At 71.2% G+C, this 22472-nt stretch carries 20 protein-coding genes; 13 read left to right on the top strand and 7 right to left on the bottom strand.

Features of this window, described 5'->3' with window-relative positions; translation table 11 throughout:
* Nucleotides 1-32 precede the first annotated feature (32 nt).
* Nucleotides 33-1238: a serine/threonine-protein kinase gene (locus ACT3SP_RS08695; protein WP_444586876.1), complete on the bottom strand. Its 1206-nt coding sequence runs from the start codon at nt 1236-1238 to the stop codon at nt 33-35.
* The gene (locus tag ACT3SP_RS08690) at nt 1238-1798 is read right to left on the bottom strand and encodes an RNA polymerase sigma factor (protein ID WP_444586875.1); all 561 of its coding nucleotides are present in this window, start codon (nt 1796-1798) and stop codon (nt 1238-1240) included. Before ACT3SP_RS08690 ends, ACT3SP_RS08695 begins: the two co-directional genes overlap by 1 nt.
* A 97-nt stretch (nt 1799-1895) precedes the next feature.
* On the opposite strand from ACT3SP_RS08690, the gene ACT3SP_RS08685 reads away from it, so the two are divergent.
* Nucleotides 1896-3080 (top strand): Fic family protein, encoded by a 1185-nt coding sequence (locus ACT3SP_RS08685; protein WP_444586874.1) that lies wholly within the window; start codon nt 1896-1898, stop codon nt 3078-3080.
* Between the two features lie 214 nt (nt 3081-3294).
* Here the strand turns inward: ACT3SP_RS08685 and ACT3SP_RS08680 are convergent, their stop codons facing one another.
* On the bottom strand, nt 3295-3990 hold the full coding sequence (locus ACT3SP_RS08680; protein WP_444586873.1) for a FadR/GntR family transcriptional regulator: 696 nt from the start codon (nt 3988-3990) through the stop codon (nt 3295-3297).
* A gap of 158 nt (nt 3991-4148) precedes the next feature.
* Here ACT3SP_RS08680 and ACT3SP_RS08675 point away from each other — a divergent pair, with 158 nt between their 5' ends.
* The 12 genes from ACT3SP_RS08675 to ACT3SP_RS08620 all read left to right on the top strand — a co-directional run bounded on the left by ACT3SP_RS08675 (nt 4149) and on the right by ACT3SP_RS08620 (nt 17102).
* Nucleotides 4149-5366: an aminotransferase class V-fold PLP-dependent enzyme gene (locus ACT3SP_RS08675; RefSeq protein WP_444586872.1), complete on the top strand. Its 1218-nt coding sequence runs from the start codon at nt 4149-4151 to the stop codon at nt 5364-5366.
* The gene (locus tag ACT3SP_RS08670; RefSeq protein ID WP_444586871.1) at nt 5363-6673 is read left to right on the top strand and encodes an ABC transporter substrate-binding protein; all 1311 of its coding nucleotides are present in this window, start codon (nt 5363-5365) and stop codon (nt 6671-6673) included. Before ACT3SP_RS08675 ends, ACT3SP_RS08670 begins: the two co-directional genes overlap by 4 nt.
* A gap of 1 nt (nt 6674) precedes the next feature.
* Complete coding sequence (locus ACT3SP_RS08665; RefSeq protein WP_444586870.1) at nt 6675-7619, top strand: carbohydrate ABC transporter permease; 945 nt, start codon at nt 6675-6677, stop codon at nt 7617-7619.
* A complete protein-coding gene (locus ACT3SP_RS08660; RefSeq protein ID WP_444586869.1) occupies nt 7616-8452 on the top strand; it encodes a carbohydrate ABC transporter permease in 837 nt (278 codons plus the stop codon). Before ACT3SP_RS08665 ends, ACT3SP_RS08660 begins: the two co-directional genes overlap by 4 nt.
* 294 nt (nt 8453-8746) lie before the next feature.
* A complete protein-coding gene (locus tag ACT3SP_RS08655) occupies nt 8747-10402 on the top strand; it encodes a TIGR04028 family ABC transporter substrate-binding protein (protein WP_444586868.1) in 1656 nt (551 codons plus the stop codon).
* 10 nt (nt 10403-10412) lie between these two features.
* Nucleotides 10413-11471, top strand: a complete 1059-nt coding sequence (locus tag ACT3SP_RS08650; RefSeq protein WP_444586867.1) for an ABC transporter permease — start codon at nt 10413-10415, stop codon at nt 11469-11471.
* On the top strand, nt 11471-12337 hold the full coding sequence (locus tag ACT3SP_RS08645) for an ABC transporter permease (protein WP_444586866.1): 867 nt from the start codon (nt 11471-11473) through the stop codon (nt 12335-12337). Before ACT3SP_RS08650 ends, ACT3SP_RS08645 begins: the two co-directional genes overlap by 1 nt.
* Nucleotides 12334-14181: a dipeptide ABC transporter ATP-binding protein gene (locus ACT3SP_RS08640; RefSeq protein ID WP_444586865.1), complete on the top strand. Its 1848-nt coding sequence runs from the start codon at nt 12334-12336 to the stop codon at nt 14179-14181. Before ACT3SP_RS08645 ends, ACT3SP_RS08640 begins: the two co-directional genes overlap by 4 nt.
* Nucleotides 14178-15296 (top strand): putative FMN-dependent luciferase-like monooxygenase, encoded by a 1119-nt coding sequence (locus ACT3SP_RS08635; protein ID WP_444586864.1) that lies wholly within the window; start codon nt 14178-14180, stop codon nt 15294-15296. Before ACT3SP_RS08640 ends, ACT3SP_RS08635 begins: the two co-directional genes overlap by 4 nt.
* Nucleotides 15293-15865: a CMD domain protein gene (locus tag ACT3SP_RS08630; protein WP_444586863.1), complete on the top strand. Its 573-nt coding sequence runs from the start codon at nt 15293-15295 to the stop codon at nt 15863-15865. The genes ACT3SP_RS08635 and ACT3SP_RS08630 overlap by 4 nt, the downstream gene beginning before the upstream one ends.
* Nucleotides 15862-16455, top strand: a complete 594-nt coding sequence (locus ACT3SP_RS08625; RefSeq protein ID WP_444586862.1) for an alkylhydroperoxidase domain protein — start codon at nt 15862-15864, stop codon at nt 16453-16455. The genes ACT3SP_RS08630 and ACT3SP_RS08625 overlap by 4 nt, the downstream gene beginning before the upstream one ends.
* Nucleotides 16452-17102: a VOC family protein gene (locus tag ACT3SP_RS08620; RefSeq protein WP_444586861.1), complete on the top strand. Its 651-nt coding sequence runs from the start codon at nt 16452-16454 to the stop codon at nt 17100-17102. The genes ACT3SP_RS08625 and ACT3SP_RS08620 overlap by 4 nt, the downstream gene beginning before the upstream one ends.
* 24 nt (nt 17103-17126) lie before the next feature.
* Here ACT3SP_RS08620 and ACT3SP_RS08615 read toward each other — a convergent pair whose 3' ends face one another.
* The 4 genes from ACT3SP_RS08615 to ACT3SP_RS08600 all read right to left on the bottom strand — a co-directional run bounded on the left by ACT3SP_RS08615 (nt 17127) and on the right by ACT3SP_RS08600 (nt 22288).
* A complete protein-coding gene (locus ACT3SP_RS08615; RefSeq protein WP_444586860.1) occupies nt 17127-18140 on the bottom strand; it encodes a LacI family DNA-binding transcriptional regulator in 1014 nt (337 codons plus the stop codon).
* Between the two features lie 82 nt (nt 18141-18222).
* The gene (locus ACT3SP_RS08610; RefSeq protein ID WP_444586859.1) at nt 18223-19320 is read right to left on the bottom strand and encodes a substrate-binding domain-containing protein; all 1098 of its coding nucleotides are present in this window, start codon (nt 19318-19320) and stop codon (nt 18223-18225) included.
* 120 nt (nt 19321-19440) lie between these two features.
* Entirely contained in the window at nt 19441-20712 is a 1272-nt protein-coding gene (locus tag ACT3SP_RS08605; protein WP_444586858.1) for a sugar ABC transporter permease, read from the bottom strand.
* 28 nt (nt 20713-20740) lie between these two features.
* Entirely contained in the window at nt 20741-22288 is a 1548-nt protein-coding gene (locus ACT3SP_RS08600) for an ATP-binding cassette domain-containing protein (RefSeq protein ID WP_444586857.1), read from the bottom strand.
* Nucleotides 22289-22472: the final 184 nt, after the last annotated feature.

Below are 22472 nucleotides of genomic sequence, written 5' to 3'. Positions count from 1 at the left end.
CGATTCGGTTGCATCGGATCCGAAGATTCGTCTCAACCATCGACGCGCAAGCGGTGGCGGGTCTCGAGCTCGGTGCCGTCTGCTGCGCGTGCGCGCAGCACCACCTCGGCGCTGCCTGCGCTGGCCGCGGTCATCGAGATGGTGCTCTCGTCGGTGAGGAACCGGCCGTCCGGCAGCTCCCAGGCCCATGAGTCCACTCCCTCGACGTCTGCGGTGAACGTCGCGGTTTCGCCCACGGAGACGCCGTCGGGCCCGCTGATCGCGAGGGAGGCGCCGCCGGCGACGGCGACCGGCGGGTCGTGCCAGATCTGTTCGCCGAGTCCGAGGCCGGCGGCGAGACCCACGGCGACGAGCACGGCCGCCAGGACGAGCCGTGGGCGGCGCCGGGGCGTCGCCGTCGAGGTGCTGGCCTGCTCCGCGGGCTCCGGGGCTGGCGCGGCGGCCGGTTCCGCGAGCGCCTCCTCGATGCTCGCCAGCCAGGCCTCGGCATCGGCGGGGCGGCGGCGCGGGTTCTCGGCCGTGCCGCGGGCGAGGGCTCGATCGAAGGTGGTGGGCATCCGGGCGCCCTCGGTGAGCCACGCCAGCAGCGCCGAGATCGCCCAGATGTCGGCCCGCGCGTCGACGCGCCCGTGGCGCTCCTGCTCCGGCGGCCGGAAGCCGGAGGTCCCGGCGGCGACCGTCATTCCGGAGCTGCGAGCCAGGTCCTTGCACATGCCGAGATCCGCCAGCAGGAGTCGCTCGTCCTCGGCGATCAGAGTGCCGCCGCCCCGGACCGCTCCGCTCGCAGCGTTCGCTTCGGCGTGTGAAGTGAGCAGAAGGTTCCTGGGGCTCAGATCCCGGTGGACCAGCTGCGCCCGGTGCACAGCGCCGAGGGCCGCCGCCAGCGACCTCGCGACCACGAGCACGTCGCCTCTATCGGCCGTCCATCCCTGGGCGCGCAGCGTCTCCACGCGATCGCCCAGGGTGCCGCGATCGGCCAGCTCGAGCACCAGGTACGGCTGGTTGTGGGGCAGCTCGCCGATGTCGTGGACCGCCGCCACGTGCGGGCCGCGCGCACGCCGCAGAGCCCGACCCTCGCCGATGAAGCGCTCCAGCATGTCCGGGTTCAGGGTGTGATTCTCCGCGAGGACCTTCACGGCGACCTCGTCGTCGAGGCGGAGATCGTGGGCGCGATGCACGGTGGCGAAGGAGCCCGCGCCGAGGCGGCCGGTCACCTCGTACCGTCCGATGCGCTGCATCAGTTGACCGCTCCGAGGATCGTCTCGAGCTTCGCCCGGCCACGGCTGATCTGCGCCTTCACAGTGCCCTCGGGCAGATCGAGGCGCGCGGCGATCTCCGCGACCGGCAGCTGTTCGAGATCGCGCAGGATCAGCGGCGCCTGATATTTCTCTGGCAGCTGTGCCACGGCCGTGCGGATCGCGGCGCGGGAGGCGACCATCGAACTGATCCGCTGCGCGGGCAGCGCGGCCTCGTCGAGCGTGGTGGAGTCTCGCTGCTTGCGGAGATGGTCGGCGACGCGGCGCTTCACGATCGGGTGCACCCAGCTGGAGACTTTGCCGACGCCCCGGTACTGCCCGATCGACCCCATGATCGAGATGAGCACCTCCTGGGAGACGTCATCGACGGCATTCTGGTCCAGGAGCATCGACCCCACCATGCGGTGCACGGTCCGGGAGCGGTCCAGGGCTTCGATGAGCTCGTCGAGCGCGGTGGCGTCGCCCGCTGCGGCGCGTGCGGCGACGCGCGAGAGCGCCGCCTCCTCGTGCGTCCCCGAAAGTCCTGCGTCTCCCCCTGGCATGGGTCGATGGTACCGAGGCGAGGAGCGGCGATCACAGACGTCACTGTCACGCCTCGTCAGTTAACCTTAGGGGCATAGAGTTAACTGAGGAGCTGTGATGGGTGTTCACGGGACATGGCTCGCCGGGCGTCAGGAGCCCGACTTCCGTGGTGTCACTGCGGCGGCGCGGCGAGGGGGCTCCTTCTCGTACTACCTGCCGGCACGTCTTGCCGACCAGGACGCGGGGACGTGGCTCGAGCGGGGTGTGCGCGAGGCGGCCCTTGAGGTGTCCGGTCACGTCACCACGCTGTCGGCACAGGTGGACGAGGCCACCCGGCAGGGCATCTACCCCTTGCTGCTGCGCTCGGAATCGATCGCGTCCTCGCGGATCGAGCGGGTCAAGGCGTCCTCGCGCGACGTCTCCTACGCCCAGCTCGGCGAGCAGCTCGCCCACCTGCGCAATCATGAGGCCCTGAGCGTGAGCCGCAACGTCGCGGCCACGCGCGCCGCGATCGAGCAGCTTGCCGTACGTGATGAGTGGACGGTCGGGGACGTCGAGAGGGTCCACGCGGCGCTCGGCGTCGTGGGCGCCACCGTCGGTCTGCGCGAGGTCGACGTGTGGATCGGTGGTCGGGAAAGAGTGCGTGCCGACTATGTGGCACCGCCCTCCGGTGAGGTCCGCCACCTGGTCGAGGATCTGCTGCACTACCTCGATAGTTCGGGTGAGCATCCCCTGCTCCTCGCCGCGATCGCGCATGCGCAGTTCGAATCCATCCACCCTTTCGAGGACGGGAACGGGCGCGCCGGTCGGGCGCTGGTCCATGCAGTCCTCGAGCGAGGGGGCGTGGTGCGGTCGGGTCTGTTGCCCGTCTCGACCGTGATCCGGTCACGGGAGCGGGAGTACATCCAGCGCCTCGGCGCCGTCCGTACTGAGGACCCCGACCGAGCCATCGAGGCCCTGAACGCCTGGGTGCGCTTCTTCGTCGAAGTCGCAGAAGAGGCCGGCAGCACGCTGCAGCACATCCAGGAGGAGGTGCGGACCCTCGATGCCGCTCTCGCCGAGAAGGCCGCCGGCCTGCGCGCCGACTCCTCGGCGCGCCGGCTGCTGCCTGTGCTGCGAGAGCAGCCCGTGGTCACCGCAGCCTTCGTCGCAGACCGCCTGGGGGTCTCCCGCGTCGCGGCCCACCGGGCCGTGGACTCACTGGTGTCCCGCGGGATCCTCACCCCGGGCACCGGGAAGTACCGCCGCTCCGAGACCTTCCAGGCGGAGGACGTCCTGCAGCTGGTGGACAGGGAGAGCTGAGCGCTTCGGGCGACGGGAAACGCACGCCTGACGCCTGCTTGTCGACCGCGTTCAGGTCGACCCCGACGCCCCGCCATCGCTGCCGCACCTCGCGGAGGAAGGCCCGCGCGGAGTTCTCCGCACGGGGCGGACCGCGACGTGCACACGAGCCTGGAGACGCTTCAGGCGGGAGAAGCGTTCGCCCTACGGCTTCGCCCTGCGGCTGCGGCTGCGGCTACGGCTCCGGCACCGGCCGCAGCCCTTCGAGCCACCCTCTCGTGGTGCGGATGTGTGCCATGGCCTCGAGCTGGGCGCGCACGGGGTCGCGGTCGATGACGGCCTGAGCGATGCGACGGTGCTCGAGGTCGCTGGTGCGCTTGAGCTCGGCGGCGTCCTCGTGCTCGAAGACCCGGTAGTGGCGACCGCGCTGGCGCATCGCTCGCAGCAGCGCGGCGATCGCCGGGTTCTCCGCGCCGGAGATGAGGAGGTCGTGGAAGGCGTCATCGAGAGCGGCCCCTTCGTCCTCCCACGAGCGGGCGGCGAGCTCGGCGGCGATCGAGGCCAGGCGCTCCCTCTGCTCGTCGGTGAAGCGGGCCGCGGCTTCGGCGGCGGCGTACCCCTCGAGCAGCTGGCGGATGTCGAACAGCCCCAGGTACTCCTCCAGCGGGATCAGGGGGATGGTCGTGGACAGGCCGGACATGACCGTCTCCGCGGTCAGGGCGGAGACGAAGGTGCCGGCTCCCGTCCGGGAGGTCAGCACTCCCGCGAAGGCGAGCATCTTCTGCGCCTCGCGCAGCGAGCTGCGGGAGACATCGAGCTCGGTGCAGAGCTCCTGCTCGCTGGGGAGCCGCTGCCCGGGCGTGATCGCCCCCGAGGAGATCATGCGGCGCAAGCCCTCGAAAGCCTTCTCGGCCTGCGACATTCTGGCCATGTGCCCTCCAAGCTGTCAGACGGATCGGTGTCGTTACGGTAACGGATCCTGCTGTGATGTGCGGAGCGTGACGCCAGGGTGCATGATCTGTCAGACAGATCATACGGCGGGGAGCCCCACGGCGCGGTGGGAACGGCCCGCGACCGAGAAGGAGCGCCATGCCAGGCACAGCACTGAGGGCCCGGGACGGACGCGCCGCCCGGGAGCTGTGGGACCTCGATCCCGAGTTCCTGCACCTCAACCACGGATCCTTCGGTGCCGTGCCCCGCGCCGTGCTCGCGGTGCAGGCGCAGTACCGCCGCGACATGGAGACCAATCCCGTGCGCTGGTTCAGCACGCTCGCCGAGCACCTCCCGGGCGTGCGCAGCGATCTCGCCGACCGCCTGGCGGTGCGCCCGTCGGACCTGGTCATGGTCGCGAACGCGAGCGCCGGCGCCTCCGTGCTCTACCGTCACCTCGCCCAGCGACCCGGCCCCGTGCACGTCGCCGTCACCGACCACGGCTACGGGGCCGTGTCCATGGGGGCCGAGCGCCTGGCCCGCGAGACCGCCGGCAGCTGCCGCGAGATCCCGGTCCCGCTGGTCGCGCGGGACGACGAGGTCCTGGACCTGCTCGCACGCCATCTGGCGACCCATCGGACAGATCTGCTCGTCATCGATCAGGTCACCTCCGCCACCGCCCGCCGCTTCCCCGTCGTCGAGGCCTCCCGCCTCGCCCATGAGCACGGCGCCGTGGTCCTCGTCGACGGCGCCCACGCCCCTGGAGCGCTCGCCGACCCCGTGGTGCGCGAGGCCGACGTGTGGATCGGCAACCTCCACAAGTTCTGGTGCGCGCCCCGCGGCAGCGCCGTCCTGGTGCGCAACAATCCCGATCTCGACCTGCACCCTCTGGTCGACTCCTGGGGCGGGCAGCTCGCCTTCCCCGACCGCTTCGACCACCAGGGCACCGCCGACGTCACCGCCTGGTTCGCCGCGGCCGCCGCCTTCGACCACCTCGAGCAGGAGCTCGGCTGGGACCGCATCCGCGAGCACGCCGGAGAGGTCATGCAGCTCGCGGAGGAGGAGATCGGCGCGGCGCTCAGCGCCGCCGGCGTCGAGGACCCGGTGGCGGACGTCGGCCACCCCTTCGCCCCCATGCGCCTGTTCCGCCTCCCGGGGGATCGCGTGTGGGACCACGACGCCGTGGACGCCCTGCGCGTCCCCTTCATGAACGCCACCGCCTGCATCGCCGCCTTCACCGAGCTCCACGGCGACGGTTTCCTGAGGGTCTCCGCCGCCCCCTACACCACCGCTGAGGACATCGCCGAGATGGCCTCCCACGGAATCCCCACCCTGGCCGACATGACCGGCCGCCCCCTCGAAAGGACCGCATCATGAATCTTGGACCGCTCCCCGTCGGCCGCCGTGCCGTCCTCGCCGGCGCTGCCGCCGCCGGCACCGCCATGACCCTCGCAGCCTGCGGCGGCTCCGGCTCCTCCGACGGCTCCGTCACCCTCCAGATGGTCGAGTCGATCACCAGCTCCGCCCGCACCGAGCTGCTGCGCGGCCTGCTGGACCAGTTCCAGGAGGAGAACCCCGACATCGTCGTCGAGCTCGTCTCCCCGCCCACGGAACAGGCCGATCAGAAGCTGCAGCAGATGCTGCAGGCCGGATCCGGCATCGACGTGCTCGAGGTCCGCGACCTCACCATCGGACCGTTCACCAACAACGGCTGGCTCTACGACATGAGCGCCGAGACGAACGAGTGGTCCGGCTTCGAGGAGCTCACCGACCAGGCACAGGCCTTCGCCAACTCCGTGGACGACAAGACCTTCGCGATCCCCTACGGCTTCTACGGCCTCAGCCTGTTCTACCGACCCGACCTCCTCGAGGAGGCGGGCTTCGACAGCGCGCCGGAGACCTGGGAGGACCTCGTCGAGCAGGCGAGCGCGATCCAGGATCCGGGCAACGGCCGCTACGGCTATGCCTTCCGAGGATCGTCCAACGCGATTGGGCAGGCCCTCGCCGCGCTCGAGGCGTACAGCGCCGACGACCTCGACCTCGAGAACGTCTACAAGCTCGCCTCCGGGGAGTCGATCTTCTCCGCGCCCGCCTCCCAGGAAGCCCTGGACGTCTACATCCAGCTGTACCGCGAGGGATCCCCGGAGTCCTCCATCTCCTGGGGGTACCCGGAGGTCGTCGAGGCGTTCACCAACGGCTCCACCGCCTTCCTGCTGCAGGACCCCGAGGTCATCGCCGCCGTCGAGCAGTCCTCCCTGTCCGAGGACCAGTGGGACGTCGCCCCGCTCGTCACCGGACCGGGCGGGAAGGCCACCTGGCCGATGGCCACCGCCGGCTGGGGCGTCGCCGAGTCCTCCCAGAACAAGGAGGCCGCGGTGAAGCTCGTCCAGTGGCTCGCCGGTGACGCGTCGACCACCTTCGCGAAGGAGAACAGCCTGGTTCCCATCCTGCAGAGCGCGGGGGAGGACGAGTTCTTCACGTCCGGCCCCTGGGCCGCCTACGTCACCATGACCGAGGACCCGGACACCTATCTGGCCTGCCAGGAGCCCCGCGGCGTCGCCTGGTGGACCGAGTGGGGTCAGCGCTCGGACTCCGACCTGCAGAAGATCCTCACCGGATCGCTGTCCACCGCGGACGCGCTCTCCGGCTGGGACGAGTTCTGGACCGAGAAGTGGGAGGGCTGAGGTGGCGGTACCCACCCCGCTGACGTCGGTCGACGGTGCGGCGACCGGGCATCCGCCCCGGCGCCGTACCTTCACCGGCCGCACCGCACTCCTGATCGCCGCGTTCCTCGCGCCCGCGTTCGTGTTCGTCACGGTGTTCACGTACTACCCGATGCTGCGCGGCAGCCAGATGGCCTTCAAGCAGTGGAACCTCTTCGACCTCACGAACACCCCGTGGGTGGGCCTGCAGAACTTCGAGACGATCATCAGCGCGGACGCCTTCCCGCGGATCCTGCTGAACACCGTGCTCTGGGTGGTCTGCTCGATCGTCCCGCAGGTGGTCATCGGCTTCACCATCGCCCTGTGGCTGCGCAAGGCGTTCCGCTTCCGCGGCTTCTACCAGGCGTTCATCTTCTACCCCTGGGCAGTCTCCGGATTCCTCATCGGTCTGCTGTTCCGCTGGATGTTCAACTCCGAGTTCGGGGTCGTCAACGACCTGCTCACCCGCGCGGGACTCATCGACTCCCCGGTGCCGTGGCTGTCCGATCCGGACCTGGCGATGGTCGCCGTGGTGGTCGCGAACATCTGGTACGGCGTCACCTTCTTCGCGATGATGATCCTCGCGGCGCTCCAGTCCGTGCCCGACGAGCTCCTCGAGGCCTCCGCGATCGACGGCGCCGGCCGCGCCCGCACGCTCTTCTCCGTGATGATCCCGGCGATCCGCTCCACCCTGGTCCTCACGATCCTGCTGCGCGTGATCTGGATCTTCAACTTCCCCGACGTCATCTGGGCGATGACCGGCGGCGGCCCGGCGGACCAGACCCACATCGCCACCACCTGGATGATCCAGCTGACCCAGCAGGGGAACTACGGCGAGGCGAGCGCCCTGGGGCTCACGATCGTCGGCCTGCTGATGGTCTTCGCCGCGGTCTACCTGGCCATGCTCTCGAAGGACAACACCCGATGATCCTCCGCGACTCCCTGCCCGTGAAGCTCGTGCGCATCGGCGGCCTCACCCTGTGGCTGCTGATCACGATCTTCCCGCTGTACTGGATCCTCATCAGCTCCCTGAAGACCCCGGCGGACATCGCCACCTACCCGGTGCAGTACCTCCCGCTGCGGCCCACCCTGCAGAACTACGTCTCGCTGTTCGAGAACTCGTCGTTCGCGCAGAACATGCTCTCGAGCCTCGTCGTCGCGACCGTCGCCGGCCTCGCCGCCACCGCCATCGCGACCCTCTCCGCGTACGTGCTCTCCCGCTTCACGTTCAAGGCGCGCAGTCTCGTGGTGCTCGCCTTCCTGGTCACCCAGATGATCCCGGCGTTCATCGCGCTGGGCCCGCTCTACCAGATGATGGTGGCGTTCGGCCTGGTCGACAACCGCGGGGGACTGGCACTGGTGTACGTCGCCATGTGCATCCCGTTCTCGTCGATCATGCTCAAGGGCTTCTTCGACAACGTGCCCGACGAGCTCGACGAGGCCGCCATGATCGACGGCTGCAGCCGCCTGGTGGCGCTGGTGCGGATCATCCTCCCGGTGATGCTGCCCGGCCTCGCCGCCACGTTCATCTTCAACTTCGTCAACTGCTGGAACGAGCTGTTCCTCTCCGTCACCCTCCTCAACAGCAGCGACAAGCGCACCATCCCCACGGCGCTCAACGGCTTCATCACCAGCTTCAACGTCGAGTGGGGGCCGCTCTCCGCGGCTGCCGTGCTGACGGTGATCCCGACGATGGTGCTGTTCGGCATCGCCTCGAAGTGGATCGTGGCCGGCCTGACGGCCGGTGCGACGAAGGGGTGAGGGGCCCGCCGCTGTCGCGAACGGACACGGGAGCACTGCTCCTGCGCGGCCACCGCGTCCGGGGACCCCGAGACCCTGGCGGCCGGCTCGCACTCCCGCCACCGGACCCTCCGCCGTCCCCGCGCTCCCGCGTGCCCCGGCGTGATCGGCGTCATGTCACGAAACGGCCTCCCACCTATGCATGTTACGGACTATGAACGATCATTAGTGTCACTTGGGCCGTGGTGGTGCACTTGATCCACCCGGCGCATCCTGTCCCGGGCTCATGCCCTCTGCTCCCCGAGGAGTCCCTTCATGTCCGCTCTCTCCCGCCGCACCGCTCTCGCACTCGGTCTCGCCGTTCCCGCCGCCGTGGCGATGGCCGCCTGCGGCGGTGACGGAGGCAGCGGATCCGGCGAGGCCGGCGGCGAGCCCCAGCAGGGCGGCACCCTGACCTACCTCGAGCCGCAGACCTGGGCGACCCTGTACCCGCCGGCGGCCGGCTTCTACCCCAACGGCGGCGTGGTCAACAACCTCACCGACCGCCTGCTCTACCAGAACCCCGAGACCCTCGAGCTGGAGCCCTGGATCGCCACCGAGCTGCCCGAGGTCAACGACGACGCCACCGAGTACACCTTCACCCTGCGCGAGGACGCCACCTACTCCGACGGCACCCCGATCGACGCCGAGAACGTGGTGAAGAACTTCGACCTGTTCGGCACGGGCGACGCCGAGCGCGCGCTGACCGTCTCCGAGGCCATCAACAACTACGACCACGGCGAGGTCGTCGACGCCACCACCGTGAAGTTCCACTTCTCGGCCCCCGCGCCGGGCTTCGCCCAGGCCGTCTCCACCATCAACTCCGGCCTGCTCTCCAATGACACCCTGGACCGCACGAACGAGGAGTTCGGCCCCGGCAACGCGACCGACATCATCGCCTCGGGACCCTTCGTGATCGCCGAGGAGGAGATCGGCACCCGCCTCAAGCTCTCCGTGCGCGAGGACTACGACTGGGCGCCGGCCTCCCTCCAGCACACCGGCCGCGCGCACCTCGACGAGATCGACATCGTGGTCGCCGCGGAGGACAGCGTCCGCGTGGGCACGGTGACCTCCCAGCAGGCCCACCTCGCCCGCCAGATCGAGGCGCCCGACGAGCCGCAGTTCGAGGCCGACGGGCTGGCGCTGCACGCCGCCGCCACCAACGGCGTCAACAACAGCCTCAGCTTCCGCTTCCGCGACCCGGCCCTGGACGACATCCGCACCCGGCAGGCGCTCATCGCCGCGATCGACCGCCAGGCGATCGTGGACACCCTGTTCACCGACAGCTACCCGCTGGCCACCGGCATCCTCGCCACCACGGCGCTCGGCTACGCGGACACCTCGGAGAACTACACCCACGACCTCGAGCAGGCGGCCTCGCTGCTGGACGAGGCCGGCTGGGAGGCAGGATCCGACGGCACCCGCACCAAGGACGGCGAGGCGCTCACCCTCACCTTCAACGAGGCGCTGCCCCAGCCCCGCTCCCGCGAGGTGGTCACCCTGATCCAGGAGCAGCTGGCCGAGCTCGGCATCGCCGTGGAGCTGCTGCCCGGCGACCAGGCCGCCCAGGACGCCGCCCGAGCCGAGCCCGGCACCGTGCAGGTGTACCACTCGATGGTGGGCCGCGCGGACTACGACGTGCTGAAGTCGCAGCTCTCCTCCGACAACCGCAACGCCCTGCTGAACGGCCACCCCGACGACAGCGTCGGCGACGAGGAGCTCGACGAGCTGCTCGCGAAGGTCGCCTCGACGCCCGAGGAGGAGGGCCGCGCCGAGGCCTCCGCCGCCGCGCAGGCGCACCTCGCCGAGAACGCCTATGTGCTGCCGCTGTTCGAGGAGCCGCAGGTGTTCGGGTACGTCGAGTCGGTGCAGGGCTTCTCCACCGAGTCCGTGGGCCGCCCGACCTTCTACGACACCTGGCTGACGAGCTGAGGGACCGCCCATGCACTACGTCCTGCGCCGCCTCGGCGGAGCACTGCTGGTGCTCGTGCTCGCCTTCACCGCGGCCTACATCCTGCTCGCCGCGCTGCCGGGCGACGCGGTCCTGGCCCGCTACGGCAACCCCGATCTGGGCCTGACCGCGGAGCAGCTCGCCGAGATCCGCGCCGCCTACGGCGCCGATCGCCCCGCGCTCCTGCAGTACCTCGACACGGCGGTCTCCTTCCTGCAGGGGGACCTGGGCTACTCCGTCCAGAGCGGCGCGGCGGTCTCCGCCCTGCTCGCCGAGGCGCTGCCCTCCACGCTGACCCTCGCCTCGCTGGGCCTGCTGGTGGCCGTGGTGCTCGCGGTCGCCATCGCGTTCACCGCCACCCACGGCAGCCTGCACGGCACCCGGCTGACCACCTGGCTGCGCGGGGCGCTGCGCGGCCTGCCGCCGCTGATGGTCTCGCTGCCGGTGTTCTGGATCGGGATCATGCTGATCCAGGTGTTCTCCTTCCAGCTGGGCCTGGTCCCGGTGCTGAACGCCGGGCCCGTGCAGTCGCTGATCCTGCCGGTCGCGACCCTCGCGATCCCCATCTCGGCCCCGTTGGCCCAGGTGCTGATCCGTTCGATCGACGAGGTCTCCGCCCAGCCCTTCGTGGCGGTGGCCCGCGCCCGCGGCGCCTCCACCTGGTGGCTGCTGTGGCGCACCGTGGCCCGCAACGCCCTGCTGCCCACCCTGACCATGGCCGGGCTGCTGTTCGGCGAGCTGGTGGGCGGCGCCGTCGTCACCGAGGCGGTGTTCGGTCGGATGGGCGTCGGCCAGCTCACCGCGCAGGCCGTCGCCGCCCGCGACACCCCCGTGCTGATGGCCGTGGTGGTGCTCTCCACCGTCGTGTTCGTCCTGGTGAACCTCATCGTGGACCTGCTGTACCCGGTCCTGGACGCCCGGCTGCGCCGCACGGACGCCGCCGCTCCCACCCGGACGACCCCCACCCCGCAGGATCCCACCCCGCACGACTCCACCCCCCAGGGCCCCGCCACGCAGGGTCCCGCCGCACAGCGCGAGGTGAGCGCGTGATGAGCCTCCAGACCCTCACCCGCGACCAGGCTCCGAGCCCCGACGCCGCCCGCCCCCGCACGCGGCGCCGGCCCGTCCTGCGGCCCACCGTGGTGCTCTCCTCCCTGGTGCTGCTGGCCGCCCTCGCCTGGGCCCTGGTCCCGGAGCTGTTCGCCTCCTACGGCCCCACCTCCTCCGTCGGCCCCTCCCTGCAGGCGCCCAGCGCCGCCCACTGGTTCGGCACCGACGCGACCGGACGGGACGTGTTCTCCCGCGTGGTCCACGGCGCCTCCCACTCGATCACCGCGGCGCTGGTCGCCGTGACCGTCGGCCTCGTGGTCGGCACCACCATCGGAGTGGTCGCCGGCAGCGTCGGCGGGCTGGTCGAGGACGCGCTGATGCGGGTGGTGGACGTGCTGCTGGCCATCCCCGGGCTGCTGCTGTCGCTGTCGGTGGTGATCCTGCTGGGCTTCGGCACCACCAACGCGGCGATCGCCGTGGGCATCACCTCCATCGCGACCTTCGCGCGCCTGTCCCGCTCGCGCGTTCTCGAGGTGCGGCGCAGCGAGTACGTGGAGGCCGCGTTCGGCTCCGGCGGGACGCTGCCGGCGATCCTGTGGCGCCACATCCTGCCCAACTCCGCCGCCCCGGTCATCGCGCTCGCCGCGCTGCAGCTGGGCTCCGCGATCCTGCAGATCTCCACGCTCGGCTTCCTCGGCTACGGCGCCCCTCCGCCCACGCCCGAATGGGGGCTGCTGATCGCCGAGGGCCGCGACTACGTGGCCACGGCCTGGTGGCTCACCCTGCTGCCCGGCGTCGTGGTCGCCGCGGTGGTGCTGTCCACCAACCGTCTCAGCGACGCCATCGGAAAGGCGGAGCGCTCATGACCGCCGCGCACCGGATCTCGCCCGACACCCCGACCGCGACCGGGCCCGACGCCCAGACCGCGACCGCGTCCGACGCGCCCATCGGGCCCGACGGCCGGACCTCGCCGCTGCTCGAGGTGCGTGACCTCAGCGTCGCCTACCGCACCCGCCGCGGGCCCGTCGAGGCGGTGCGCGGCATCGACCTCGCCGTCGCCCGCGGCGGCGTCACCGCGCTGGTGGGCGAATCCGGCTCCGGCAAGTCCAGCGCCGCCCAGGCCGTGATCGGCCTGCTCGCGGACAACGGCGCCGTCACCGGCGGGTCCATCGCCCTCGCCGGCGAGGACGGGCGGCGCCAGGAGCTCGTGGGTCTGCCGGAGCGCTCCTGGCGGCAGCTGCGCGGCACCCGCATCGGCCTGATCCCGCAGGACCCCACCAGCTCCCTGGACCCGGTGCGGACCATCGGCGCCTCCGTCGCCGACCCGCTGCGCATCCACGGCTGGCACGACCGCGCCCGGATCGAGGCGCGCGTGCTCGAACTGCTCGAGCAGGTGGGCCTCGACGACCCCGCCACCCGCGCCCGCCAGTACCCCCACGAGCTCTCCGGCGGCATGCGCCAGCGGGTGCTGATCGCCGCGGCGCTCGCGCTCGAGCCCGAGCTGCTGATCGCCGACGAGCCCACCAGCGCCCTGGACGTCACCGTCCAGGCCACCGTGCTGGACCTCATCGACGAGCTGCGCGGTGCCACCGGCGCCGGGGTGCTGCTGATCACCCACGACCTCGCCGTCGCCGCCGACCGCGCCGACGCCCTGGTGGTGATGCGCGGCGGCCGCGTCGAGGAGTCCGGGCCCACCGGGCGGGTGCTCGCCGCGCCGTCGGCCGCCTACACCCGCACCCTGCTCGCCGACGCTCCCTCGCTGCGTCAGGTGGTCGAGCGCAGCCCCCGCGCCCCGGCGGCCGACGAGGCCCCGCTGGTGACGGTGCACGGGCTGCGTCAGGAGTTCGGCGGCCGCGGCGGCACCGCGCCCTTCGTGGCCGTCGAGGACCTCTCCTTCGACATCCCGCGCGGCACCACCCACGCCCTGGTGGGGGAGTCCGGCTCCGGCAAGACCACCACCGGCCGCGCGATCGCCGGCTTCCGCCGCCCCACCGGCGGCAGCATCCGCGTGGGCGGCACCGAGGTCACGCAGCTGGGGACCGGGAAGCGGCTGCGGGAGTTCCGCTCCACCGTGCAGCTGGTCCACCAGAACCCCTTCGGCTCCCTGGACCCCCGCCAGAGCATCGCCCAGATCCTCGAGGAGCCGCTGCGCAACACCCGCCGCGGCAACCGGTCCGAGCGCCGCAGCGCCGCCCTGCACCACCTCGAGCTGGTGTCCCTGCCGCCCGAGGTCGCCTCCCGTCGCCCGCGCGAGCTCTCCGGCGGGCAGCGCCAGCGCGTCGCGATCGCGCGCGCCCTGATCCTCCAGCCCGATGTGGTGGTGCTCGACGAGGCCGTCTCCGCGCTGGACGTCACCGTGCAGGCGCAGATCCTGCGCCTGCTGGCCCGGCTGCAGGACGAACTGGGGCTGACCTACGTGTTCATCTCGCACGATCTCGCCGTGGTGCGGCAGGTCGCCGACACCGTCTCGGTGCTGCGCCGCGGGGTGCAGGTCGAGCACGGCGAGGTCGCCCGGGTCCTCGAGGACCCCCACCACGACTACACCCGGCAGCTGCTGGCCGCCATCCCCGGCACCGGTCACAGCACCGGCCACAGCGTCGACAGCGCCAGCAGCCCCAGCAGCCCCAGCAGCCCCGACAGCACCGGCAGCACCGGCGGCACCAGCAGCACCCCGCACCGCCACGACCCCGAGGAGATCACCGCATCATGACCCGCCCCCGCCTGGGACTGTTCACCCGCCTGCTGGAGGACGCGCCGGCCGCGGACCGCTATCGCTTCGCGCTCGAGCAGATCAGCCATGCCGAGCAGCTCGGCTTCGCCTCCGCCTGGGTCGCCCAGCACCACTTCGGCGAGGCCGAGGGCGGGCTGCCCTCGCCCTTCGTGCTGCTGGCCGCCGCCGCGCAGCGCACCTCCCGGATCGGTCTCGCCACGGCCGTGGTCACCCTCCCGATCGACGACCCGCTGCGCGCGGCCGAGGACGCCGCGGTGCTCGACGCCCTCGCCGGCGGCCGGGTCCAGCTCGGCATCGCCGCGGGCGGCACCCCCTCCTCCTTCCCCGCCTTCGGCCGGGACCCCGCCGCTCGCCGCGAGCTGTTCGCCGAGCACCTCGAGGTGCTGCGCGACGCGCTCGCCGGCCGCGGGGTGCGCGGCACCGACTCGCGCATCTACCCGGCCGCCGGCGATCTCGGGGAGCGGATCTGGCAGGCCACCTTCTCCGTCGGCGGCGGCACCCGCGCCGGGGCCGACGGCGACGGCCTGCTGCTCTCGCGCACCCAGCCCCGCCCCGAGGGCGAGCACACCCGGCCCCTGCACGAGCTGCAGCTGCCCATCATCGAGGCCTACCTCGAGGCGCTGCCCACCGGGGTGAGCCCGCGCATCCTCGCCTCCCGCACCGCGCTCGCGGTGGATCCCGAGAACCGTGCGCTCGCCCTCGAGCTGGCCGAGCCCGGCCTGCGCTCGCTGGCGGCGCTGCAGCCCGGATTCGACGCCGAGCGGGCGAGCATCGAGGAGCTGATCGCGGTGACCGACACCCATGTGGGCACCGCCGAGGAGGTCGCCGAGTCCCTCGCGGCCGACGCCGCCCTGCCGCGCGTGACCGACGTGTCCTTCCAGGTCCACTCGATCGACGCCGGCCACGAGCTCACCCTGCGCAGCCTCGAGCTGCTGGCCACCGAGGTCGCACCCCGCGTCGGCTTCGCGACCGGTCCCGAGGCGGCCGCCGCCCTGCACGCCGCGCACCGCGCCCCCGCGGCCGATCCCGCGACCGATTCCGGCTCCGCGACCGCCTCCGACCCCGCGACCACCCCCGAAGGAGCCTCCGCATGAGCGAGCACGACGTGGACGTCATCGACCACCTGGCAGGGGAGGGGGACGGCGGCGCGATCGCCAGCCTGCGCTCCCTGCGACCCCAGGCCCGCGAGCAGGCCCAGCGCAGCTACCAGGTGCTGCTCGAGCCGGCCGATCCCGGCTCCGTGCCGCTGCGCGAGCGGTACGCGGTCGCCGCGCACGTGGCGGGTCTGCACGGCCCCGGCCCCGCCGCCGAGCTGTACCTCGAGAACCTGCGCGACGAGGACCCGGACCTCGCGGACCTCCTGGAGGCCGGTGAGAGCACGGGGGAGACCCACCTCGACGCCGGCCTCGCCCACGCCGACCTGCTGGTGCTGCGCCCCAGCGAGGCCTCGCCCTCGCACCTGCGCGCCCTCGAGGCCGCCGGCTGGGACGCGGACGGCATCGTCACCCTCTCCCAGCTGATCTCCTTCCTCACCTTCCAGCTCCGCGTCGCCCACGGCCTGCGGGTGCTCGCCGAGAACCCCGCCCCCGCGGACCCGACCACCACGGACCCCACGACCGCGCAGCCGACGACCGCGCAGCCGACGACCGAGGAGGCACGATGACCCGCCCCGAGACCTTCACCCAGGACAGCCTCGGCTGGGTCCCGTGGATCGAGCCCGTCGCACGCGAGGACCTCACCGAGGAGCAGCACGAGGCGCTCCTGGACGACTTCCGCCGCGCCATGCCCTACTTCCGCCTGCTCGTGCGCGACCCGCAGGCGCTGCTCGCCCGCACCCTGACCGACAAGGACATCTTCTTCAACACCGACGGCGGCGCCGGGCGGGCCGAGCGCGAGCTCGCCGCCACCGCGACCTCACGGGCCAACGGCTGCATCTACTGCGCCTCGGTCCACTCGGCGTCGGCGACCCGCGAATCGGGTCGCCTCGAGGACGTGCAGCGCCTGCTCGACGAGGGCGTCGGCGCGGACCTCGGCTCCGAGACCTGGAACGCGATCGCCCACGCCGCCGACGTGCTCACCCATCTGCCGCTGGAGTTCGGCGCGGGTGAGATCGAGCGCCTGCGCGCGGCGGGACTCGACGATGCCGATATCGTCGACGTCATCAACGGTGCCGCCTTCTTCCACTGGGCGAACCGTCTGATGCTCTCCCTCGGCGAACCCGAGGTCCCCACTCGGACGAAGGAGCGCTCATGAGCGTCCCCCACCTGCTGGACCACATCGTCATCGCCGGCCCCGACCTGCAGGAGGCCGTGGACTGGTTCCGCGACCTCACCGGCGTCACCGCCGCTCCCGGCGGCGTCCACCCCACCGGCACCGCCAACGCGCTGGTCGCGCTCACCGTCGGCGGTGAGCCGCGCCCGTACTACCTCGAGCTCATCGGCCCCGACCCCGACCGGGAGGGCGAGGAGCTGCCGAAGAAGTTCAACATCCACCGCCTGAAGAAGCCCACGGTGGTCACCTACGCCGTCCATCCCGAGGGGATCGACCAGGTGGCCGAGCGCGCCCGCGCCCAGGGCGTCGACCTCGGACCGGTGCAGGATCTCTCGCGCCGCACCCCGGACGGCACCGAGCTGCAGTGGCGGCTCACGCAGCCGCCGCCGCCCCCGAACTACGGCGTGCCCTTCCTCATCGACTGGGGCACCACCCCGCAGCCCGGCCTCGGCGACCTGCCCGCGCTCGAGCTGCTGTCCTTCGAGCGCGTCGAGGTCAAGCCCGAGCCGCTGCAGCAGGCCACCGCCGCGCTCGGGCTCGACGACGGGGTCGCCGAGATCCGCGAGGGCCGCGGCTCCCGGTTCGTGCTGCGGCTGCGCACCGAGGACGGCCGCGAGATCGAGATCTGAGGCGGGGCGGGTCACCGGCCTCTCTCAGCCCTCGCAGCCGCAGGACCGCCGCAGGATCAGGCTCGTCTCGAGAACCTGATGCTCGACCGGCAGCGACGGGTCCGCGAGCCGTGCGAACAGCCGCTCCGTCGCCAGGTGGCCCAGCCGTGCCGGGTCCTGCCCCACCACGCTGATCGCGGGGTCGAACAGATCCGCGTGCTCGAAGTCGTCGAACCCGACCAGGGCGACCTCCCGCTGCAGCCCGCGCGTCTGGAGGGCTCGCACCGCTCCGGTGGTGATCTGGTTGCGCGCGGCGAACACCGCGGTCGGGGGCGCCTCTCCGTCGAGGAGGCCCAGCACCGCACGGACGATCTCCTGCTCGCTCGTGAGCCCGTCCACGATCCGGAGATCGCACTCGGGCAGCCCGGCGTCCGCCCAGGCGCTCCGCGCCCCGGCGATGCGCTGTGCGGCGGTGGTCAGGGTGCCGAGATGCGTGAGCACCGCGACGCGACGATGACCGTGGTCGACGAGGTGCGCGACCGCGTCCCGCGCGCCCTGGGCGTTGTCCGCCATCACCGTGTCCACCTCGATCCCGTGCGGCGGTCGGTCCACGGCCACGATCGGGGTGTCCAGGTCGATCTCCGGCTGGAGGTAGGACAGATCGCCGTGCGAGGGCATCAGCACGAGCCCGTCCACGCGGCGGGACAGCAGGCCACGGGCGTGCTGGCGCTCGCGCTCGGGATCCTCGTCGGTGCTCCCCGTGAAGACGCTGGTGCGGTGCCGCTGGGCGGCGTCCTCGACCGCCCTGTTCATGACCGCGTCGAACTCGTTGCGGACGCTCGCGACGAGCAGCCCCAGGCTGTCGGTGCGGCCCTCGGCCCGCCGCAGGTTCCCGGCGATCATGTCCCGTCGGTAGTTGAGCTCGGCAGCAGCCCGATGCACCCTCTCCGCAGTCTGCTCGGAGACCCCGGGCTCCCCGTTGACCACGCGGGAGACCGTCTTGAAGCCGACTCCTGCACGCGCGGCGACGTCCTTCATCGTGGGGCGCTTCCTCGCCACGGCGTGCTCCTCTCGACAGGGGGTGGCCCCATGGTCCGACGACCATGGGGCCACCTGCAGGGGGTCCGTCCAGGTGCTGCGATCAGTCCTCCAGGAGAGCCAGGCGGGCCTCGTCCTCCGCGAAGACCTCCTCCGCGTTGTCCTTCGTGACCACCACCGGCTCCAGGGCGTAGATCGGCACGTCGATCATCCCATTGTTCTCCGACTCGTCGGCCGCCGGGGGCTCCTCGCCGGCCTGGTAGGCGGAGATGATCTCGACGGTCTTGGCGACCAGGTCCTTCGTCGGCTTGTGGACCGTGGAGTACTGCTCACCGGCCCAGATCGAGCTGATCGACTCGGTCTCGGCGTCCAGGCCGTCCACGACGGGCACGTCCTGACCCGCCGCCTTGCAGGAGGTGATGATCGCGCGGGCGATGCCGTCGTTGGGGGAGAGCACGCCGTCGATCTGCTTGTCCGAGTAGTTCGCCGCGAGGATCGAGTCCATCCGGGACTGCGCCTTGCCGTTGTCCCAGTCCTGGGTGGCGGCCTGCTGGAAGTCCGTCTGCCCGGAGACGACCACGAGGGTGCCGTCGTCGATCTTCGGCTGCAGCACGGACATCGCGCCCTCGAAGAAGTTCGGGGCGTTGGGGTCGGCGGGACCGCCGCCGAAGAGCTCGATGTTGTAGGGCCCGTCGCCCTTGCGATCGGCGAGCCCGTCGAGGAGGGACTGGCCCTGCAGCTCACCGGTGCGGATGCTGCCGAACTGGACCACGGCGTCGACGGCCTCGGTGTTCTCGATCAGCCGGTCGTAGCCGATGATCCGCACGTCCGCGTCCTGAGCCGCCTTCAGGGCGCTGCCCAGCTGCGTGCCGTCGATGGGGCCGACGACGATCGCCTTGACGCCCTTCTGGACCATGGCCTCGATCTGCTGCTGCTGCTGAGGCACCTTGTTGTCCGCGGCCTGGATGAGGGCGGTGAAGCCCGCCTCCTCCAGCTGCGCCTTGAACAGGTCCTCGGCCTCGGCCCAGTTCTGGGTGCCGAGCCAGGGGAGGGACACGCCGATCGTCGCGTCGGCGTCGAAGCCGCCGCCGGCCTCGTCCCCGCCGTCGGCCTCGGCGCCGGTGCGACCGCCGCCGCAGGCGGCGAGGAGCATGGTGCCGGCAGCGGCGATGCCGCCGAGGGTGAACGTCCTTCTCTTCATGGGATCTCCTTGTGTGGTCGGGTGCCCGTCATCGGGTCCCGGGGTCGGATGTGGTAGGGGTCGGATGAGATGTGGGGAACGGAGGCGACATGGGTGGTCGGGCGAGGTGCGGGGGAGGGCTCAGCCCTCGGACGAGCTCGAGGCGGAGGGGGCGATCTTCACGGTGTCGGTGGTGCTCTCCGACTTCGTCCGGTCGCCGAACAGGCGTCCGGTGATCGAGGGGCGTCCCTGCTGCTTGTTGTAGACGTCGAACGCGACGGCGGCCAGCAGCACGAGGCCCTTGATCACCTGGGTCTTGTCCTGCCCCACGCCCATGAGGAACAGGCCCGAGTTCAGCGTCGCCATGACCAGGCCGCCGATCATCGTCGCGGTCACGGTGCCGATCCCGCCGGAGACCGCCGCGCCGCCGATGAAGACGGCGGCGATCGCGTCGAGCTCCCACATGTTGCCGTCCGTGGGGCCGGCCGAGGTGGCCCGCGCGACGAACAGGATGCCCGCGAGCGCCGCGAGGAACGACATGTTCATCATGACCAGGAAGTACACCCGGTTCACGCTCACGCCGGAGAGGGCTGCGGCCTGCTTGTTGCCGCCGACGGCGTAGATGTGGCGGCCGAACGTGGTGCGCTGGGTGATGACGTGGTAGACGATCACGAGCACCACCAGGATCACGCCGGGCACCGGGAACGAGGTGCCGGGGCGGCCGGTGCCGAACAGGAAGGTCACGTAGCCGATGACGGCCGCGACGAGGACCACGCGGAGGATGACGGCGGCGAACTCCAGGCCGGTCTCGCCGTCCGCGACGCGACGGCGGTAGGTGGAGATCTGGCTCCACGCGTACAGCGCGATCGCGAGGATGCCCAGCAGCAGCGTCGAGTTGTTCATGTAGGTGAACGCGGGGCCCCATTCCGGGAGGTACCCGGCGCCCAGGACGTTCAGCTCCGGGGGCACCGGCACGCTGACGGAGCCGCTGAGCCAGATGACGCCGCCGCGGAAGACCATCATGCCGGCGAGGGTGGTGATGAAGCCGGGGATGCCGATCTTCGCCAGCCAGAAGCCGTGCCAGCAGCCGATGAGGATGCCGACGACGAGGCCGGCCAGGAGCGCGGCCCACCAGGGGAAGCTGAGGTCCCGCGCGGAGAGGGCGACGCACATGCCGACGAAGCCGGCGACCGATCCGACGGACAGGTCGATGTGGCCGATGACGATCACCATCACCATGCCGATCGCGAGGATCAGCACGTAGGCGTTGCCGGCGATGAGGTTCTGCATGTTCCCGGGGGTGAGCATGCTGCCCCCGGAGGCGATGTGGAACCCGAGGAGGAGCGCCACGAGGGCGAACACCATCGTGAACTGACGGAAGTCCGTCCCGAATACCTGCTTCACAACATTCATGGGGTGGTCTCTCTCATTCCTGCGCCGGTCAGGCAGCGGATCCGACGGTGGTGGTCATCATGCGCATGAGCGTCTCCTGGTCGGCCTCGGAGCGAGGCACCTCCCCGGTGATGCGGCCTTCGCAGATGGTGTAGATGCGATCGCAGATGCCCAGGACCTCGGGAAGCTCCGAGGAGATGACGATGACCGCCTTGCCCTGGTCGGCGAGGTCCTGGATGAGCTTGTAGATCTCGAACTTCGCGCCGACGTCGATGCCGCGGGTGGGCTCGTCGAGGATCAGCACGTCAGGCTCCGGGAACAGCCACTTCGCCAGGACGACCTTCTGCTGGTTTCCGCCGGAGAGGGTGGCGACGCCGATGTCGATGCCGGGGGTCTTGATGCGCAGCGACTTCCGGTATCTCTCGGCGACCGAGCGCTCCTTCGTGTCGTCGATGAGGCCGCGCCGCACGACGGCGGGCAGGTTCGCCGAGACGATCGTGTCCTTGATGCTGTCCAGGAGGTTCAGGCCCAGGAGCTTGCGGTCCTCGGAGACGTAGGCGAGGCGGTGACGGATGGCCTGTCGCACGGTGCGCAGCTCGACGGGGACGCCGTGCAGGCGCAGGGTGCCCGCGCGGTGGATCCCGTAGGAGCGGCCGAACAGGGACCGCGCGAGCTCGGTGCGGCCCGCGCCCATCAGCCCGGCGAAGCCGACGATCTCGCCGCGACGCGCCACGAAGCTCTCGTCGTCGCACACGAGCTTGCCGGGGACGTCGGGATGCTCGACGGTCCAGCCCTCCACCTCGATGACGACCTCGCCGCCGGTGTTCGGCTCGTGGTCGGGGTACCGGTTGTCGAGCGAACGCCCCACCATCGCGCGGATGATCCGGTTCTCGTCGACCTGCCCGGCCTCGACGTCGTAGGTCTCCACCGTGCGGCCGTCGCGGATCACGGTGACGGCATCGGAGACCTCGGCGATCTCGTTCAGCTTGTGGGAGATCATGATCGAGGTGATCCCCTTGCCCTTGAGCCCCTTCATGAGGGTGAGCAGGTTGGCCGAGTCGTCCTCGTTGAGCGCGGAGGTGGGCTCGTCCAGGATCAGGATCTTGACGTTCTTCGCGAGCGCCTTCGCGATCTCGACGAGCTGCTGCTGGCCGACGCCGAGGGTCTTGATCTTGACGTCGGGGTCGACCTCGAGGCCCACCCGGGCGAGCAGGTCCAGGCTGCGTCGACGCAGCTCACGGCGATCGATGAGGCCCTTGGCGACGATCTCGTTGCCCAGGAAGATGTTGTCCGCGACCGAGAGCTCGGGGATGAGCGCGAGCTCCTGGTGGATGATGACGATGCCGACGCTCTCGGAGGACTTGATGTCCTTGAACTCCATCTCCTCACCCTCGAACACGATCTGCCCGCTGTAGGAGCCGTGGGGGTGGACGCCGGAGAGGACCTTCATGAGGGTCGACTTCCCGGCGCCGTTCTCCCCGCAGATCGCGTGGATGTCGCCGCGGCGGACGGCCATCGTGACCTCGTCGAGCGCGCGGACTCCGGGGAACAGCTTCGTGATGGAACGCATCTCCAGGATCGCGTGTGGATCATCCATCGGGAACCTCCGACTCCTCATCGAGTGCCACCGTGCGGTGGTCTGTTCGCCCCGTCGTGACGGGGCGGGGGCGTGTCCGCCCCTCACTGGGGGACAACGTTGTCAGCGTAAATCCTCCGCCGACCCGCGCAACCCTGCGGAGGTCACGGTCGGATCACGGCGCTGTGATCTGTGCGGCAGGCGA

Source organism: Brachybacterium sp. AOP43-C2-M15 (genome assembly GCF_052446295.1).
Classification (GTDB): Bacteria; Actinomycetota; Actinomycetes; order Actinomycetales; family Dermabacteraceae; genus Brachybacterium.
The sequence above is the reverse complement of the archived record's forward strand: the minus strand, read 5'-3'. Positions and strand labels throughout refer to the sequence as shown.

Bases quoted from the DNA above. Each gene is read 5' to 3' on its own strand.
- ACT3SP_RS08660 (WP_444586869.1), top strand. From the start codon at position 7,616: ATGATCCTCCGCGACTCCCTGCCCGTGAAGCTCGTGCGCATCGGCGGC.
- ACT3SP_RS08650 (WP_444586867.1), top strand. From the start codon at position 10,413: ATGCACTACGTCCTGCGCCGCCTCGGCGGAGCACTGCTGGTGCTCGTG.
- ACT3SP_RS08600 (WP_444586857.1), bottom strand. From the start codon at position 22,288: ATGGATGATCCACACGCGATCCTGGAGATGCGTTCCATCACGAAGCTG.
- ACT3SP_RS08640 (WP_444586865.1), top strand. From the start codon at position 12,334: ATGACCGCCGCGCACCGGATCTCGCCCGACACCCCGACCGCGACCGGG.
- ACT3SP_RS08625 (WP_444586862.1), top strand. From the start codon at position 15,862: ATGACCCGCCCCGAGACCTTCACCCAGGACAGCCTCGGCTGGGTCCCG.
- ACT3SP_RS08630 (WP_444586863.1), top strand. From the start codon at position 15,293: ATGAGCGAGCACGACGTGGACGTCATCGACCACCTGGCAGGGGAGGGG.
- ACT3SP_RS08655 (WP_444586868.1), top strand. From the start codon at position 8,747: ATGTCCGCTCTCTCCCGCCGCACCGCTCTCGCACTCGGTCTCGCCGTT.
- ACT3SP_RS08690 (WP_444586875.1), bottom strand. From the start codon at position 1,798: ATGCCAGGGGGAGACGCAGGACTTTCGGGGACGCACGAGGAGGCGGCG.
- ACT3SP_RS08685 (WP_444586874.1), top strand. From the start codon at position 1,896: ATGGGTGTTCACGGGACATGGCTCGCCGGGCGTCAGGAGCCCGACTTC.
- ACT3SP_RS08605 (WP_444586858.1), bottom strand. From the start codon at position 20,712: ATGAATGTTGTGAAGCAGGTATTCGGGACGGACTTCCGTCAGTTCACG.
- ACT3SP_RS08635 (WP_444586864.1), top strand. From the start codon at position 14,178: ATGACCCGCCCCCGCCTGGGACTGTTCACCCGCCTGCTGGAGGACGCG.
- ACT3SP_RS08620 (WP_444586861.1), top strand. From the start codon at position 16,452: ATGAGCGTCCCCCACCTGCTGGACCACATCGTCATCGCCGGCCCCGAC.
- ACT3SP_RS08610 (WP_444586859.1), bottom strand. From the start codon at position 19,320: ATGAAGAGAAGGACGTTCACCCTCGGCGGCATCGCCGCTGCCGGCACC.
- ACT3SP_RS08675 (WP_444586872.1), top strand. From the start codon at position 4,149: ATGCCAGGCACAGCACTGAGGGCCCGGGACGGACGCGCCGCCCGGGAG.
- ACT3SP_RS08645 (WP_444586866.1), top strand. From the start codon at position 11,471: ATGAGCCTCCAGACCCTCACCCGCGACCAGGCTCCGAGCCCCGACGCC.
- ACT3SP_RS08680 (WP_444586873.1), bottom strand. From the start codon at position 3,990: ATGGCCAGAATGTCGCAGGCCGAGAAGGCTTTCGAGGGCTTGCGCCGC.
- ACT3SP_RS08670 (WP_444586871.1), top strand. From the start codon at position 5,363: ATGAATCTTGGACCGCTCCCCGTCGGCCGCCGTGCCGTCCTCGCCGGC.
- ACT3SP_RS08695 (WP_444586876.1), bottom strand. From the start codon at position 1,238: ATGCAGCGCATCGGACGGTACGAGGTGACCGGCCGCCTCGGCGCGGGC.